This is a genomic window from Aureimonas altamirensis, from assembly GCF_023702225.1.
GTDB classification, from domain to species: domain Bacteria; phylum Pseudomonadota; class Alphaproteobacteria; order Rhizobiales; family Rhizobiaceae; genus Aureimonas; species Aureimonas altamirensis_B.
On record NZ_JAMQCO010000023.1, the window covers coordinates 1 to 14,587 of the forward strand.

Annotated in this window: 18 protein-coding genes and 1 pseudogene; 6 read left to right on the forward strand and 13 right to left on the reverse strand. The window is 64.3% G+C overall.

Translation table 11 applies throughout. The features are described from left to right. From NDN16_RS20505 to NDN16_RS20545, 9 genes are all read right to left on the reverse strand, one after another. Positions 1–492, reverse strand: a 492-nt coding sequence (locus tag NDN16_RS20505; protein WP_251115273.1) for a LysR family transcriptional regulator, incomplete at its 3' end; no start/stop codon positions are given. Positions 493–522: 30 nt separating this feature from the next. Continuing rightward, positions 523–1,143 carry a flavin reductase family protein gene (locus NDN16_RS20510; RefSeq protein ID WP_251115274.1) on the reverse strand — a complete coding sequence of 207 codons (621 nt, stop codon included), beginning with the start codon at positions 1,141–1,143 and terminating at the stop codon, positions 523–525. A gap of 74 nt (positions 1,144–1,217) precedes the next feature. Then, a complete protein-coding gene (locus NDN16_RS20515) occupies positions 1,218–1,628 on the reverse strand; it encodes a MarR family winged helix-turn-helix transcriptional regulator (protein WP_251115275.1) in 411 nt (136 codons plus the stop codon). An 87-nt stretch (positions 1,629–1,715) separates the two neighbouring features. Further along, complete coding sequence (locus NDN16_RS20520) at positions 1,716–2,201, reverse strand: nucleoside deaminase (RefSeq protein ID WP_251115276.1); 486 nt, start codon at positions 2,199–2,201, stop codon at positions 1,716–1,718. Beyond that, a complete protein-coding gene (locus NDN16_RS20525; protein ID WP_251115277.1) occupies positions 2,201–2,575 on the reverse strand; it encodes a DMT family transporter in 375 nt (124 codons plus the stop codon). Before NDN16_RS20525 ends, NDN16_RS20520 begins: the two co-directional genes overlap by 1 nt. Before the next feature lie 49 nt (positions 2,576–2,624). Then, entirely contained in the window at positions 2,625–2,945 is a 321-nt protein-coding gene (locus NDN16_RS20530; RefSeq protein WP_251115278.1) for a DMT family transporter, read from the reverse strand. A 2-nt stretch (positions 2,946–2,947) separates the two neighbouring features. Further along, entirely contained in the window at positions 2,948–3,583 is a 636-nt protein-coding gene (locus NDN16_RS20535; protein ID WP_251115279.1) for a DsbA family oxidoreductase, read from the reverse strand. A 109-nt stretch (positions 3,584–3,692) separates the two neighbouring features. Then, the gene (locus NDN16_RS20540) at positions 3,693–4,649 is read right to left on the reverse strand and encodes a LysR family transcriptional regulator (protein ID WP_251115280.1); all 957 of its coding nucleotides are present in this window, start codon (positions 4,647–4,649) and stop codon (positions 3,693–3,695) included. 181 nt (positions 4,650–4,830) lie between these two features. Then, positions 4,831–6,291: an MFS transporter gene (locus NDN16_RS20545; RefSeq protein ID WP_251115281.1), complete on the reverse strand. Its 1,461-nt coding sequence runs from the start codon at positions 6,289–6,291 to the stop codon at positions 4,831–4,833. Between the two features lie 97 nt (positions 6,292–6,388). On the opposite strand from NDN16_RS20545, the gene NDN16_RS20550 reads away from it, so the two are divergent. Then, positions 6,389–7,180: a helix-turn-helix transcriptional regulator gene (locus NDN16_RS20550; protein ID WP_251115282.1), complete on the forward strand. Its 792-nt coding sequence runs from the start codon at positions 6,389–6,391 to the stop codon at positions 7,178–7,180. Here NDN16_RS20550 and NDN16_RS20555 read toward each other — a convergent pair. Further along, positions 7,177–8,034, reverse strand: a complete 858-nt coding sequence (locus NDN16_RS20555; RefSeq protein ID WP_251115283.1) for an EamA family transporter — start codon at positions 8,032–8,034, stop codon at positions 7,177–7,179. The genes NDN16_RS20550 and NDN16_RS20555 overlap by 4 nt on opposite strands. Next, complete coding sequence (locus NDN16_RS20560) at positions 8,031–8,645, reverse strand: nitroreductase family protein (RefSeq protein WP_251115284.1); 615 nt, start codon at positions 8,643–8,645, stop codon at positions 8,031–8,033. The genes NDN16_RS20555 and NDN16_RS20560 overlap by 4 nt, the downstream gene beginning before the upstream one ends. 105 nt (positions 8,646–8,750) lie before the next feature. Between NDN16_RS20560 and NDN16_RS20565 the strand changes: the two genes are divergently transcribed. After that, entirely contained in the window at positions 8,751–9,641 is an 891-nt protein-coding gene (locus NDN16_RS20565) for a LysR family transcriptional regulator (protein ID WP_251115285.1), read from the forward strand. 187 nt (positions 9,642–9,828) lie between these two features. Here the strand turns inward: NDN16_RS20565 and NDN16_RS20570 are convergent, their stop codons facing one another. Continuing rightward, positions 9,829–11,031: an MFS transporter gene (locus NDN16_RS20570; RefSeq protein WP_251115286.1), complete on the reverse strand. Its 1,203-nt coding sequence runs from the start codon at positions 11,029–11,031 to the stop codon at positions 9,829–9,831. Between the two features lie 196 nt (positions 11,032–11,227). Here NDN16_RS20570 and NDN16_RS20575 point away from each other — a divergent pair, with 196 nt between their 5' ends. The 3 genes from NDN16_RS20575 (at position 11,228) to sigJ (ending at position 13,672) form a co-directional block, all read left to right on the forward strand. Then, positions 11,228–12,115 carry a LysR family transcriptional regulator gene (locus tag NDN16_RS20575; RefSeq protein ID WP_251115290.1) on the forward strand — a complete coding sequence of 296 codons (888 nt, stop codon included), beginning with the start codon at positions 11,228–11,230 and terminating at the stop codon, positions 12,113–12,115. A gap of 226 nt (positions 12,116–12,341) precedes the next feature. Then, positions 12,342–12,794 (forward strand): carboxymuconolactone decarboxylase family protein, encoded by a 453-nt coding sequence (locus NDN16_RS20580; RefSeq protein WP_251115287.1) that lies wholly within the window; start codon positions 12,342–12,344, stop codon positions 12,792–12,794. Beyond that, positions 12,791–13,672, forward strand: a complete 882-nt coding sequence (gene sigJ / locus NDN16_RS20585; RefSeq protein ID WP_251115288.1) for an RNA polymerase sigma factor SigJ — start codon at positions 12,791–12,793, stop codon at positions 13,670–13,672. Before NDN16_RS20580 ends, sigJ begins: the two co-directional genes overlap by 4 nt. A 10-nt stretch (positions 13,673–13,682) precedes the next feature. On the opposite strand, the pseudogene NDN16_RS20590 reads toward sigJ, so the two are convergent. Next, positions 13,683–13,925: pseudogene (locus NDN16_RS20590) on the reverse strand (alcohol dehydrogenase catalytic domain-containing protein); the annotation flags it as partial. 113 nt (positions 13,926–14,038) lie between these two features. Here NDN16_RS20590 and NDN16_RS20595 point away from each other — a divergent pair. After that, positions 14,039–14,407, forward strand: coding sequence for a winged helix-turn-helix transcriptional regulator (locus NDN16_RS20595; protein ID WP_251115289.1), 369 nt, complete (start codon positions 14,039–14,041; stop codon positions 14,405–14,407). The last annotated feature ends 180 nt before the right edge of the window (positions 14,408–14,587 follow it).

Sequence of the window (14,587 nt, forward strand, 5' to 3'; positions counted from 1 at the left end):
CGTTCCGGCCACGAATGCAATGTCGAGCCGGTCGGCGCGAAGCTGCATAAGGGCATCGCGGGCCGTGCCTTCCGTCACCTCGACCTCGACGCCGGGACGATCCTTGCGGTATTGACCGATCAGTTCCGCGAGGAAGCTGCCGGGGATCATGGACGGAACGCCGATGCGCAGGCGGCCGCATTCGCCGGATGCGGCCCTGCCGGCCGCCTTGACCGCATGGTCGAGCTGATCGACGCCGGCGGCCACCCGCTCGATGAAGCTGCGCCCGGCATCGGTCAGCCGGACGCCGCGCGCGTGACGCTCGAACAGGAGCACGCCAAGCTCCTGCTCAAGCGCTTTGACGCGGGCGCTGATGCTCGACGGGCTGACGCCGAGGGCATTGGCGGCATGGCGGAAGTTGAGATATTCGGCGACGGCGAGGGTCTGGATCAGCGACACGAGGGGAATGCGCGAGCCCAGCGGCGTCGGCATGCCCCATCGGCGGTCAACCATCGGTGCCGTATGCCAGCGCCGCCGCATCGTTCAGCCCGCAAAGGACGGCCGGAGCATTTCGAACGTCTCCGCTACGGCAACATAGTCGCCGCGATAGCCCGCCCGCGCGATCGTTCCGGCTTTTGCGATGTCGAAATATCCCTCGGTGAGAACATCCTGAAGGATATGGATGCGCACCGCCTGACCCATGACGATCTCGGCATCCACATCTCGGCCATCGAGATCGGAGAGCCTTCTTATGTCGAGAAGCTTGCATTCCAGTGCTGCTGGCGATCCGGCAACGCGCGGCGCGGCCACTGCTTCGGAGCTGAGCTTGGCAAGGCCGGCCTTCTCGAACTCGTCGGCTTCGGGCGGCCAGTTCGCCGAGCTGACATTCATCGCGTCGGCGAACCCGTTCGTGGCAAGATTGAAGACGAACTCGCCCGTCGCCTCGATGTTGCGGATCGTATCCTTGCGTCCCTCGCTGCTGAACAGCAGGATCGGCGGCTTTTCCGATACGATGTTGAAGAAGCTGTATGGAGCGAGATTGGCTACGCCGTCCGGACCGAGCGTGGAAATCCAGCCGATCGGGCGCGGCGCTATGATCGCCTTGATCGGACTATGAGGCAGGCGATGTCCTTCGCCTGGATCGTAGCTGTGATATTTCGGCATGGGTGGTGGTCCCGGCGAATGGTCGGTTGAAGAAGGTGAGCGATGGTGTTGTCAGGACGCCGGATCGGCGTGACCTAGCTGGCCTTGACGAGCCTCGCCGTCAGCAGGTCCTCGCCGCCGTGCTCCTTGAGGGCGGCATCGAGCGCCTTTTCGTAATCCGGCTGCGCGCTTTCGAGGCGCGCCCGGCCCTTGTCCGTCAGCACCGTGTAGACGCCGCGCTTGTCGTCCGGGCACAGATCGCGGACGGTCAGCCCGCCGCGCTCCAGACGCTCGACCATGCGCGACACCGAGCTTTGATTGAGGCGCAGATGCGCCGCCAGTTCCTGCATGCGCAACTCGGAATCCGGGGATCGCGCCAGCACCTCCAGCGCGCGGTACTCCGAGAGCCCGAGCCCATGATCCGATTGCAGGACCTTGCCCAAATCCGCCTCGACAGTGGCGACGACGTGAATCAGCTTGAGCCATGACGCGCTTTTCTTCGACATGATTGGGCGGCTCCTTCCGGGCAAGGTTCGAGGCGATATTTCACATGTATGCCCATGCAAGCTCCTGCTCAAGGTGCCGCGCCCATATCAGGGCCTGCGCCGTGCTGCATGGAACTCGGTGAACGGAATCAGCTCCTCCGGCACGGCGAGCTTACCCACGGCCGGAGACCGCCAGTTCCGGGGATCGTCCGCGAACAGCGCATAGCTACCCCGATAGTCGAAGCCATGCGCCGCCGCCTCGTCGCGATCGGCGGCGAACAACACCTGCGAGATGCCCGCATAGAACGCGCTCATGTAGCACATGGCGCAAGGCTCGCCCGAAGCCAGCAGCGTCGCTCCATGCAGATGGGGCGTTCCGTTGGTGCGGCAGGCGTCACGGATCGCCTCGACCTCCGCATGCGCGGTCGGGTCGTGATGTTCCCGGACGCGGTTGACGCCGCGTCCGAGGATGTTGCCGGCGGCGTCCACGACAAACGCCGTGAACGGTATGCCTCCGGCATGGACATGCTCGGTGGAAAAGGAGACCGCTTCGGACATGAGCTGCGCAAGTCGGTTGGAAGGATCGGCCCTCATCAGGTCAAACCCGCCTGAATCTTCGGGCTGTCGGCAAGCTTGAGCCAGACGACACCGCCAATGATGACGGCCAGCCAGAATGCCTGAACCACGGTCAGCGGCTGGTCGAGCAGGATACCGCCGAACAGGGCTGCGCCCACAGCGCCGATGCCGGCCCAGACCGCGTAGCCGATCCCGACGTCGATGGTGCGCAGGGCGACGGAGAGGAAATAGAGCGTGAGCAGGAAGAACACGAGGGCCGAGATCGACCAGCCCAAGACGGTGAAGGCCTGGCTGCCGCCGACGCTGAGCGCGTAGCCGATCTCGAAGGCGCTGGCGAGCAGCAGCGCGGCCCATGCGCGCCCGCTGCCTTTGGTCTCATGGATTGTGGTCATGACGTTCCGGTCTTTCAGTTGAGGGAAGGTGAAGGGATGAAGCCGTCGCTTAGGCCGCGCCGCTGAGGCGCAGGCCGACGACGCCGCCGATCACGAGAACGATGCCCAAGAACTTCTTCCAGTCGAGGCGCTGGCCGAAGAACAGCGCGCCGAGGATGACGATGCCGACGCCCGCGATCGAGGTCCACATCGCGTAGCCGACGCCGACGTCGAAGGTCAGAAGCGCGAGGCTGAGGAAGAAGGTGGCGATCGCGCCGCTGACGAGAGTGGCGGCAGTCCAGCCCGGTCGGGTGAAGCCTTTGGCGTTGCCCGCCGAGATCGCGACCGCGACCTCGAAGACCACGGCGACGCCGAGATACAACCAATGCATGACTATTCTCCAGTATTGTCGGGATTTGAGCGGCCGTCGTCGCCCGCGCCCGTTTCCAGCCGGTCGATTGCTGCCTTGAGTTCTTCTATGGGAGGTGTTCCTCGGAACACCCGGTCGCCGACCACGATGGTCGGAACCGATGTGATCTCCATGTCCTCGCGGGCATGGCGCAGGGCCTCCTGATGGCGCTCGGCATAGGTGCCATGTTCGAGCGCCTGCCGGGCCTCTCCGCGATCGAGCCCGGCATCGGCGGCAAGCTCTACAAGAACGTCGGGATCGCCGATGTCGCGGTCTTCCTGAAAGAAGGCCCGCAGGACGCGCATGGAATATGCATGGTCGAGCCCCTTGTCCTGCGCGAGCGCCAGCAGCTCGAACGCCTTAGCGGTTCGCGGCTGGGGCGAGATCGACGGCAGCTTGACCGGCACCCCTAACCTGTCCGCGAGCGAATAAACGGAGTTGCGCCAGATCGCCGGCAGGTAAGGGTCTTCGGGCTTCAGCGTCGGCACCGGATCGGGCCGAAGCTCGAAGGCTCGCCATTGGATCGGAATATCCCGGTCGCCGATGGCCTCGGACACGACCTGCTCCGCGAGCAGGCAGAAGGGGCACACATAGTCGGAATAGACGGCTATTCGGGTCATCAGTCCTCTCATGTGTTTGCGTGTGCATACATAATAATTGCTAGCTCATTGAAGTCAATATGCTTGCATGCGCATGCACATTAATAATCGGGATGGGCTGATCGCGGCGCTATAGAGCGTGCAGGTTGGGTGCCGGCTTCGGCTGGCTCGTATCCTTGGCGAGTGCGAGCAGGTTTCGCAGGGCGGCGCTGCGGTTGTGTGGCGACCAGACGGCCGAGAAGGCGACTGGCTCGGGCTCGTCCGTGATCGGCAGGAAGACGACGCCGGAGACCGGCGACAGCGCCGAGGACGCGACAATGACGGTGATGCCGAAGCCCTGTCCGACCATCGACAAGAGCGTTCCGCGCCCAACGTCACGTCGAAGGATCGACGGCGCGGGCCAGCGCCCGGCAAGCCGCAGCACGATATGGTCATGAACCTGCGGCCCGGTGCCGCCGAGGCGGACAAGGAACGTCTCGCCCACCAGCTCGGCCCAGGTGACGGAAGCCTGTCCGGCGAGCGGATGCCGATCCGGCAGCGCGGCCACGAGCGGTTCGGCCCATAGCTGCCGGGAATGACAGTCGGGTGGATCGGGCGTCCCGGCGACGAATACTATGTCCAGCATGTCGGCGCGAAGCTGCATGAGCGCATCGCGAGCCGTGCCCTCCGTCACCTCGACCTCGACGCCGGGATGATCTTCACGGTATCGCCCGACCAACTCCGCGAGGAAGCTGCCGGGGATCATGGCGGGAACACCGATGCGCAGGCGGCCGCATTCGCCCGATGCCGCCATGCCGGCCGCCTTCACCGCATGGTCGAGCTGATCGACGCCGGCCGCCACCCGCTCGATGAAATGCCGCCCTGCATCGGTCAGCCGGACCCCGCGCGCATGGCGCTCGAACAGGAGCACGCCAAGCTCCTGCTCCAGCACCTTCACACGCGCGCTCATGCTGGACGGGCTGACGCCGAGGGCATTGGCGGCATGGCGGAAGTTGAGATACTCGGCGACGGCGAGGGTCTGGATCAACGACACAAGAGGAATGCGCGAGCCCAGCGACGTGGGCACGCCCCATCGGCGATCGACCATCGGTGCCGTATGCCATCGCCGACGCATCCGTTAGACCATGCTCAATTCGCATNCTCGGCGACGGCGAGGGTCTGGATCAACGACACAAGAGGAATGCGCGAGCCCAGCGACGTGGGCACGCCCCATCGGCGATCGACCATCGGTGCCGTATGCCATCGCCGACGCATCCGTTAGACCATGCTCAATTCGCATGGCGTCCGTAAACTGCCAGGCGTAATAGAAGGATGGCTGCGATCACGGCGGCGACCACGTTGTAGCTCATGCCCGAAACGAAGGCGGTGGCATAGAGCGCGGCCTGTCCGTCCGATCCCGCGTCGAGCGCCGCGCCGAAGAGGATGCCGACCGCCGCCACGCCGAGCGCCGCGCCGACCTGCTGGAGGGTGGAGATGACGCCCGACGCCATGCCCGCCTGCCGCTCCTCCACGAAGCCGAGCACGAGGTTCAAGAGCGGCGTCATGATCATCGCCTGTGCCCCACCGATAACGATCAGCGCCGGGATGAGATGAGCGACCACGAGGTGGGCTCCGGCGATCCAGACCTGTCCGATCAGGACGCCGAACGAGACCGCGTAGACCAGCGCGCCTATTGCGATGGCAGGCGTGCCGAAGCGCGCGATGAGGCGCGGCGCGCTCAAGGATAGGATCACGAAGGCGATCGAACACGGCACGAAGACGCTGCCTGCCTCGAATGGACTGAGGCCGAAACCCGTCTGCACCAGCAGCGCGAAGCAAAGGAAGAAGGAGGAGGCCGTCGAATAGATCAGCAGCACCAGCAGGCCGCCTTGCGCGAACCTCGGCTGGCGCATCAGCGCCATGTCCACCAGCGGCTGATGTCCGGCTTTGCGGCGGCCTTCCTGATGGCGGTAGAAGGCGACAAGCAAGATCGCGGCTGCGGCGAGCGCAAGAAAGCTCCAGAGCGTCCAGCCATAGGTCGGGGCTTCGACCAGCGGCACGAGCAACAGGGTGAGGCCGAGGCTGACCAGCGCCACGCCCGGCCAGTCGAGCACCGGGCGCTCGGGCGAAAGCGTCTCGGGGATGAAGCGCGCCATGAGAATCGCGAAAATACCGATCGGTACGTTGATCAGGAAGATCGTACGCCAGCCGAGATCGAACAGGTTCGCCTCGACCAGAAACCCGCCGAGGATTTGCCCGGCGATGGCGGCAAGGCCCAGCGTCATGCCGAGGAAGCCGAAGGCGCGGCGGCTGTCGTCGCCGGAGAAATTCACGCGGATCGAGGCATAGACCTGCGGGAAGAGCAGCGCCGCCGCCAGCCCTTGTGCAACCCGCGCGCCGATCAGAACCTCGACTGTCGGCGCGATGCCGCACAGGAGCGACGCAAAGGTGAACCCCGCCATGCCGAAGATGAAGAGCCGTCGCCGTCCATAAAGATCGCCCAGCCGCCCGCCAGTGACGAGCAGCACGCCGAAGGCCAGCTCGTAGCCCGCCACGATGAATCCGATCTGCGACAGGCTCGCCCCCAACTCGACCCGCATGGACGGGATGGCGACATTGACCACGAAGAGGTCGAAGATCGTGACGAAGCCCGCCAGCAGCAGGATCGACAGGCCGAGCCAGGGCGGCTGGCGGGTGGTCTCGTCCGGTTGGGAGGAAAGCGCTTCGGCGGTGCAGGCGTCGGAATTCATCTTGCGTCCTCTGGTGGTGACGCAGTACGGATTCCACGAGACTCATCCGGTTACAATTTAACCTCTTATGCTGTTGCTTTCTGTCATAGGCTGAGCCATGCGCACCCTCGAACGCACCCGCTCCGAACTGGCCGAGTTCCTGCGTACCCGGCGCGAGCGGCTGTCGCCGGAAGACGTCGGCCTGCCGAGTGGACGACGCAGGCGCACGCCGGGTCTGCGCCGCGAGGAGGTCGCGGCGCTCGCGGGCGTCGGACTCACCTGGTACACATGGCTCGAACAGGGACGAGAGATCGGCGTCTCCGCCGACTTCCTCGACAATATCACCCGCGTTCTCAAGCTCGATGCAGCCGAGCGCCGGCATCTGTTCCTGCTCGCCCACGAGCGCCCGCCGGCCGAGCCCGGAAAAACCTTCTGCACCGTGCCTTCGCTCGTGGGCCGGCTGGTCGAGGACCTTGCGCCTCATGCCGCCTACATCATCAACCTGCGCTGGGACGTGCTGGCCTTCAATGGCCCCGCCGACGTCCTGTTCGGCTTCGGACGGCACGAGTCCGGCCGTCGCAACCTGCTTCGGATGCTCTTCACCGATCCCGCCCTGCGCGATTCCATCGTCGATTGGAAGGAACAGGCTCCGGCCATGCTCGCCAGCTTCCGCCGCGACTTCGCCGCAGCGCGCGAGGATGCGGACGCCAGGGGATTGGTCGCGGATCTGGAAGCCGTTTCGCCCGAGTTCAAGCGCTGGTGGCGCAGCCAGGACGTGCACGCGCCCTGCACCGGCACGCGCATGATCCGCGTGGAGGGACAGCCTGTCGCCTTCGAGCACACTTCCCTGACCGTGGACGGCGGCCAGCATCTGCGCCTCGTAGTATATGCGCGCGCCCGTCCGCATTAACGGGCTTTCCTCGGCTCGCGCTGTCCGAGCCAGATGCTGCCGATCACGAGAACGAAGCCCATGATCTGTGGCCAAGTCAGGCTTTGATCCAGCAACGCCCATCCGAGCAGCACAGCCGTCACGGGGCTGAGGAACCCGAGCGACGAGACTACCGCTGACTCCAGCCGTGCGACGCCCCTGAACCAGAGGATGTAGGTCAAGGCCGCTCCGATCAGACCGAGCCAGGCGAGGCCAAGCAGATTGATTGGTGTCGGAACCGGAATGGATGGCTCGAACAGGAGGGCCAGCGGTACGAGCAGAAGCCCGCCTGCCGTCAACTGCCATGCCGTGAAGGTCAGGAGCGATACGGGCGGTTGCCATTTGCGGGTCAGCACCGTGCCGAGCGCCATGGACGCCGCCCCGGCAAGACCCGCCGCAACACCGAGCGGATCGAGCGATGCGCCCGGCGTCAGCACGAGAAGCGCGACGCCGCCGATCCCGACCAGCGCGGCGAGGATCGGTCGCAAGCGGAGCGAGCTCGCCAGCAGGCCAGCGGCGAGGAACACGACGATCAGCGGCTGGACCGCTCCGACCGTTGCCGCCACCCCGCCCGGCAGGCGATAGGCGGAGACGAACAGCATCCACCAGAAGATCGAGAAGTTGAGCGCGCCGAGCACGAAGACGCGCAGCCACCACATGCCCTCGGGCAGCCTTCGCACGAACAGGATCAGCAGGAGGCCCGCCGGCAACGCGCGCAGCATGGCGACCGTCATCGGCGAGAACTCGGGAAGGAGTTCGGTGGTGACGATGTAGGTGCTGCCCCATATGGCAGGCGCAATCGCCGTCAGCAGCAGGTCGGACGCGCGGGCTGTCATACGATTTCCAGAACCTCCGCGAGCGGGCGACGCGGCTTTTGCGGCCAGTTGCCGGGCGCGGCGCGGCCGACTGCGACGAGCAGCACCGGCACTTCGTTCGGAGTCAGGCCGAACGTGCGCGCCACGCCTTCGGCATCGAATCCGACCATGGCACCGGAGGCGAACCCCATCGCTTCTGCCGCGTGCATCAACGTCGCCGCGCCCAAGGTAGCCGAGCGCACGGCCTCGTCGCGTGCCGTCCGGGGATCGGCATATTGCTGACGCGCGCCTTCCTGCCAGCCGGCCGCCATCGCTGCGGGCATGAATCCGGCCGCCACGGAGGGACGCAATCGTTCGGGGAGAACAGCATGATCGGGAAGCACGCCGCATATGATGAAGGTGACGGCGGCTTCGGACACTTTGGGCTGACCTTGGGCGATGCTACGCAGCCGGGCCTTTGACTCCGGTGTGCGCACCGCGATGAAGCGCCAGTTCTGGAGATTGTAGGCGGTCGGCGCTCGCGTTGCGAGTTGCACCAGTTGCTCGATCTCGCCGTCCGTCAATGCATGGGAGGCGTCGAAGAGGTTTGCGGACACACGCCGCTCTATCAGGGAGATGATGGGGTTCGTCATGATGCCATTCCGAATTGAGGACGTTCGGAAGGGGATACAGAATTTACCCAAGTGCGATAATATTCGAGATATGCAATATACTGTGCACTTACAGAGAACTATCCGATGGATCGCCTTACTGCATTGCGGGTGTTCCGCCGCATCGCGGAACTGAACAGCTTCGCGGAAGCCGGGCGAAGCCTCGGCCTTTCCCCGGCCGCGATCAGCAAGAACATTGCCGAACTGGAAGCGCATGTCGGGGCGCGCCTCATCAACCGGACGACGCGCCGCATGGCGTTGACCGAAGAAGGCCGCATCTACCTCGAACACGTCGTGCGCGGGCTGGAAGCGCTTGCCGAGGCCGACCAAGCCCTCTGCCCAATCAAAACGACGCCCAGTGGTACGCTGAGAGTCAGTGCGCCGATGACCGTGACCCTGACGCGGCTTTCGGCAGCCATCCCGGAGTTTCTGTCGCGCTATCCCGATTTGAAGCTCGACCTTCATCTCGACGACCGGCGTGTGGATATTATCCGCGAAGGCTTCGATCTCGCCATTCGCGGCAGCGATAATCTGGAGGATTCCAGCCTGATTGCGCGCAAGCTCGCGGTCATGCCGCATGTGCTGTGCGCTGCGCCCTCCTACTTCGAGAAGCATGGCAAGCCCAAGACGCCTGCCGATCTGAAGGCGCTCGCTCACGTTCGCTTTAGCCTGTCGGGTCATGCGGACATATGGACGTTCAGCAAGGAGGGGCGCACCGAGGAGATCGCCGTCGATGCACGATACTCCGTCTCGTCGAGCCTTGCCGTGCGCGACGCGCTGCGTGCGGGCTTCGGGGTTAGCTTGATGCCTCGTTCCTATGTCGAGGACGATTTGAGGGAAGGCCGACTGAAACCCGCGCTGGAGGATTGGAACACGGTTGAAACCACGCTCTATGCGGTCTATCCATCGCGGCAGCACGTTGCGCCGAAACTCCGGGCTCTGCTGGAATTCCTCATCGGCGAGTTCGCAACGCCGTAGCTCAAGGCCTTGTTCTTTGTCTGGCGCGTTCGCCGCATGGCGGACGTTGCAATAATATGCGGTGGTGAGCGTCTGGAGTAACGTCGCGCGAGGGGTTGTCGCCACGCACGCCCCCGGCCATACCGCCGATCCAGACCGCAAGGGCGTGAGCGTGGCAATTCCTCGACGCATTGTCACCTACCGATAGTCATCGCCGGGTGCGAACAGGAAAGCCATGCTGTCGCGCCGAAGCGACAACGACGAATGCGAAGATAAGCAGCGCGATCAGCGTCCATGGGAATGCGCCGACCCCGGCGTTCTCCAGAAGCACTCCGCCTACGATCCCACCGCCTGCCATGGCGAGGTTCCAGACGGTGACGATCATGGATTGCGCAACGTCGGCAGCCTCGCCTGCGGCCTTGGCCGATGCGGTCTGGAAGAGCGTTGCCGCGCCGCCCCAGGCCAAGCCCCATATCACGACGCCCGTGAAGACTGCCGTGGCGTTGGTGCCTTGGAGCCCCAGGATCAGGGCCGCGGCTATGAACAGCACCGTGCTGCCCAGAACGAGTTCGCGCAGCCAGCGGTCGATGAGAACGCCGATTACCCAGATGCTCGCCAGCGCGATGACGCCGAAAACGAGCAGTATCAGATCGACGCGTTCGTTAAGCCCAGAGATTGAAAGAAACGGCGCGATATAGGTGTAAAGGATGTTGTGCGCGAGCACGAAGGCGAAGGTGGCGAACAGCACCGAACGAATGCCCGGAATCCTCACGACACTCGCCAGCGACAAGCGGCGTTCTCCCGCCTGACCGGGAAAATCCGGCAGTCGCAGGAAAACCCAAAAGAGCAGAACGACTGCCAGCAAGCTCATCAAGCCGAACACCACCCGCCAACCCGTCAGCGACGCGAGGAAGGTGAATGCTGGTATGCCGATCGAGAGTGCCAACGGAACGCCGAGCATCGCGATCGTCATCGAACGCCCCTTGAGGTGCTCGGGCACCATGCGGACGGCATAACCGGCCGCCAGCGCCCACAGAAGACCCGCGAAAATCCCTGCCACGAAGCGCGCGCCCATGGTCAGTGCGTAGCTGGTGGAAAGCGCGGTGACGAGATTGACGACTGCAAAGCCGCCGATGGCGATCACCAGCAGGGGACGACGGCGAAAGCCCTGTGTCGCCGCTGTCAGCGGAATGGCGGTGAGAAGGGTCCCGATCGCATAGACGGTGACGAGTTGCCCGACCAACGCTTCGGAGACGTCCAGATCATTGCTTATCAGCGGCAGGATGCCAGCTGGGAGCGCCTCGGTCAGCACCGTGACGAAGGTCGCGACCGCCAGCGCCAGCAGGTTCGTGAGCGGGAGCCGATCCGGCGGTGCGGCATGTTGGGTTGAAGGTGTCGGCTGATCTGCCACCGCTTCGCATGTCTGGCTTGTCGAACTCATAGCGCGCCTCTGAAATATCGAATGTCCTGGTTCGGAAGGCGGCGGCGCGTAGCGTGCGGCGCTCGTCGCACCCCGTTGCTTTCGACATATTCCGGCTGCGGCCCGTGGAGAATTGCGCTATAATTCCGAACATAGCGGAATAAAATTCCGAATTGGCGGGGCTTTTTTGGACACTCTTGGAACCTTGAGAATCTTCGTCCACGCGGCCGATGCGCGCAATTTCACAACGGCAGGCCAACAGCTTGGCTTGTCGGCCTCTGCGGTGGGAAAGGCGATCGCGCGCCTGGAGGAGCGTCTGGGAGTGCGTCTCCTGCATCGCTCCACGCGCACCGTCACGCTGACGCAGGAAGGCGCATGCTTTCTCGAACGCAGCCGGCGCATCCTCGGCGAGTTTGAAGCGGCCGAGCTTGAAGTCACCAGCACGCGCGAGACGCCGAGCGGCACATTACGGGTCAGCTTGCCTCTTGCGGGGATGTTGATGATGCCCGCGCTGACCTCCTTCATGCAGGCATATCCCGCCATCGAACTCGATCTCGACTTCACCGACCGGCTGGTGGACGTGATCGACGAGGGGTTCGATGCCGTCATCCGCGCGGGCGATGTCAGCGACTCTCGGCTGATGACGCGCACTCTCGGCCCGTTCCGGCTGATGCTGGTGTGCTCGCCCGGCTACATCGAACGGCATGGCGAACCCCGCTCGCCGGATGACCTGCGGCTTCATTCGTGCCTGCACCATCGCTACGCGACGAGCGGCAGGCTGGAACCTTGGCCGCTCGTCAGGGATGGAGAACCGGCCGATATCGACCTTCCACGAGCAGCGGTGGCGAACACCATCGAGCCATTGATCGACATGACGGCGGCGGGCCTTGGCATTGCATGCCTTCCCGACTTCGCGATCAGGGAGCAATTGCGAAGTGGCCGATTGCAGGCTGTGCTCGCAGGGCACACACGGCATGAAGGGACGTTCCGACTTCTCTGGCCGTCGAGCCGGCATATGTCGTCCAAGCTCCGCGCCTTCGTGGATTTTATGGGGGAGCAGCTTTTCTCCAAGTGATGACTGTCACAGACTTAATCTCCTGTGCTGCCCCAACTGCGAGGGAACAGACGCGCAACGATCTTCGCGGCATCGTCGAGACCGCGATGGATGTGCTCGATCCCTGATCGACGCATTAGAGTCGGAGTGATGGGCGCGACATCGCGTTTTTTTGACGTGCAGCCTGTCACAGATCGACGTCGAGCCTCGTCATGGTCGTGCAGATCGTAAAAACGGAGCAGGACACATGACCCCGCGTCTCGACTATCCCAAAGCCGCCCCCGAAGTGATGCAGGCCATGCTGGCGCTGGAAGGAGCCACGCGGCAGGTCTCCCTTCCGCTTCCTTTGCGCGAGCTGGTGAAGATCCGCGTTTCCCAGATCAACGGATGCGCCTATTGCCTCGACATGCACATACCCGAAGCCAGACGCGCCGGGGTTGCGCAGCAGAAGCTCGACGTTCTCGCCGCATGGCGCGAAAGCCCGGCTTTCGACGCCCGCGAGCGCGCCGCGCTCGGCTGGGCCGAGGCGCTGACCCGGATCGAGACGACCGGCGCGTCGGATGCAGACTACGAAGCGCTCGCTTCCCGTTTCGATGAGCGTGAGCGCGCGGAGCTAACCTTGGTCGTCATCACCATCAATGCGTGGAACCGCTTCGCGGTCGGCTTCGGTTCACTCCATCCGCTGCGGGCGGACGAGTGAGCGCCGATTCGCACCTCGCTCTGTTCGAGGACGAGCGCCGCCGTCTCGCGGGGCTCGCCTACCGCATGACCGGCTCGGTCGCCGACAGCGAGGATGTGCTTCATGAGGCATGGATCAGGTGGTCGAGGCAGGACCTCTCGCGGATCGAAGCGCCCTCGCGCTGGCTCGGGGCCACGGTGACCCGCCTGTGCCTCGACCATCTGAAGTCGGCGCGTGTACGGCGCGAGACCTATGTCGGGGCCTGGCTTCCCGATCCCCTGGTGCAGGACGATGCGAACGCCGAACGCGACTGGATCGTGAGCGAGGACGTCTCCATCGCCCTCGTCCTGACGCTGGAGACGCTTTCGCCGGAAATGCGCGCCGCCTTTATCCTGCGCGATGTCTTTGACTATTCGTTCGACGAGATCGCAGCGGTCGTCGGCCGGACGCCGGCGACCTCTCGGCAGCTCGTCTCACGCGCGCGGCGCAGGCTCGCTGGGGCGGACATGCCGGTGAGCCCGGCGCTGCCGGATGCGCAACCGATCGTTGCCGCATTCTGGAAGGCGAGCCGGGCGGGCGACATGCAGGCGCTGCTCGACCTCTTCACGGATGAGATCGAGGTTCACACCGATGGCGGGGGCAAGGTTCCGGCGGCGATCAACGTGCTGAAAGGACCGCGCCGAGCCGCCGGGTTTTTCGCCGGCCTCGCCCGCAAGTTTCCCCAACCCATGACGCCCTGTCCGCCGCTCGGCCGCATCAACGGCGCGCCGGGCTTCGTGTTCATCGATGCGGCGGGCATTCTCCAGACGACCGCCTTCGCCATTCGCGACGGTCGCATCGCAGCGATCTGGACCGTGCGAAATCCCGACAAATTGCGCCATGTGAGAAGGTCAGCCTGAAAGATAGCGTGAACAAGCTCGCCTCCGACCCGGCTTCGACCACGACGCCGGCCGCATCCCAACCCAGCACCTTCCAGCTATCCCCTTCCGGCCGGGCATTGGCGCGGACCTTTGTATCGACGGGATTGACCGAGATGGCCTTGATCTCGACCAACAGATCGCGGCCCGACGGCGTCGGGCGCGGCAGGTCTATATCCACCAACGACTTGTCGTCCGCGATGGGAAGCGGGGTTTGGTAGCCAACGGCGTGCATCTCACGTCTCCTGTTCGATTCAGAGCTTCATGTGTGGCTACATGTGACGCCTTGGCGTATTCTTCGCAAGAATGCACATAAACTGTACATAGTGTCGAAAAGGATACCGTCAGATGCCGCGTCCGCGTCATGACCGTTTCGATTGCAGCCCCGGTTGCCCGGTGGAAGCGACGCTTTCCTTGATCGGCGGCAAGTGGAAGGGTGTGGTGCTCTGGCATCTCCTGCAAGGTACCCTGCGCTTCAACGAAATCCGCCGCCGGGTGCCGAACGTCACGCAACGGATGCTGACCAACCAGCTCCGCGAACTGGAGACGGACGGCTTCGTGATCCGCACCGTCTATCCCGAGGTGCCGCCCAAGGTGGAATACAGTTTGTCGGAGCGCGGCCGGAGCCTCGAACCCGTCATCCTCGCGCTCAAGGCATGGGGCGAGCACAATGTCGAAGGCACGGGCGATACAGAAGTTCGCCAGGCGGCTGAATAAGCACGGGCGCGGCAGCGAAACAAAGAACTGGAACATGCCATGACCAGTTCGTCATGCTGTCAGCCGAAGGAGGCTGTCCAGCCTATCTTGCGAGCGAGGGCGAGGATGTTCCTGAGCGCGGCGCTGCGGTTGTGTGGCGACCACATGGCCGAGAAGGCGATCGGTTCGGGTTCGTCCGTG

Coding starts and splice junctions, on each gene's coding strand:
- NDN16_RS20510 (WP_251115274.1), bottom strand. CDS start 1,143: ATGCCGAAATATCACAGCTACGATCCAGGCGAAGGACATCGCCTGCCT.
- NDN16_RS20515 (WP_251115275.1), bottom strand. CDS start 1,628: ATGTCGAAGAAAAGCGCGTCATGGCTCAAGCTGATTCACGTCGTCGCC.
- NDN16_RS20520 (WP_251115276.1), bottom strand. CDS start 2,201: ATGAGGGCCGATCCTTCCAACCGACTTGCGCAGCTCATGTCCGAAGCG.
- NDN16_RS20525 (WP_251115277.1), bottom strand. CDS start 2,575: ATGACCACAATCCATGAGACCAAAGGCAGCGGGCGCGCATGGGCCGCG.
- NDN16_RS20530 (WP_251115278.1), bottom strand. CDS start 2,945: ATGCATTGGTTGTATCTCGGCGTCGCCGTGGTCTTCGAGGTCGCGGTC.
- NDN16_RS20535 (WP_251115279.1), bottom strand. CDS start 3,583: ATGACCCGAATAGCCGTCTATTCCGACTATGTGTGCCCCTTCTGCCTG.
- NDN16_RS20540 (WP_251115280.1), bottom strand. CDS start 4,649: ATGGTCGATCGCCGATGGGGCGTGCCCACGTCGCTGGGCTCGCGCATT.
- NDN16_RS20545 (WP_251115281.1), bottom strand. CDS start 6,291: ATGAATTCCGACGCCTGCACCGCCGAAGCGCTTTCCTCCCAACCGGAC.
- NDN16_RS20550 (WP_251115282.1), top strand. CDS start 6,389: ATGCGCACCCTCGAACGCACCCGCTCCGAACTGGCCGAGTTCCTGCGT.
- NDN16_RS20555 (WP_251115283.1), bottom strand. CDS start 8,034: ATGACAGCCCGCGCGTCCGACCTGCTGCTGACGGCGATTGCGCCTGCC.
- NDN16_RS20560 (WP_251115284.1), bottom strand. CDS start 8,645: ATGACGAACCCCATCATCTCCCTGATAGAGCGGCGTGTGTCCGCAAAC.
- NDN16_RS20565 (WP_251115285.1), top strand. CDS start 8,751: ATGGATCGCCTTACTGCATTGCGGGTGTTCCGCCGCATCGCGGAACTG.
- NDN16_RS20580 (WP_251115287.1), top strand. CDS start 12,342: ATGACCCCGCGTCTCGACTATCCCAAAGCCGCCCCCGAAGTGATGCAG.
- NDN16_RS20595 (WP_251115289.1), top strand. CDS start 14,039: ATGCCGCGTCCGCGTCATGACCGTTTCGATTGCAGCCCCGGTTGCCCG.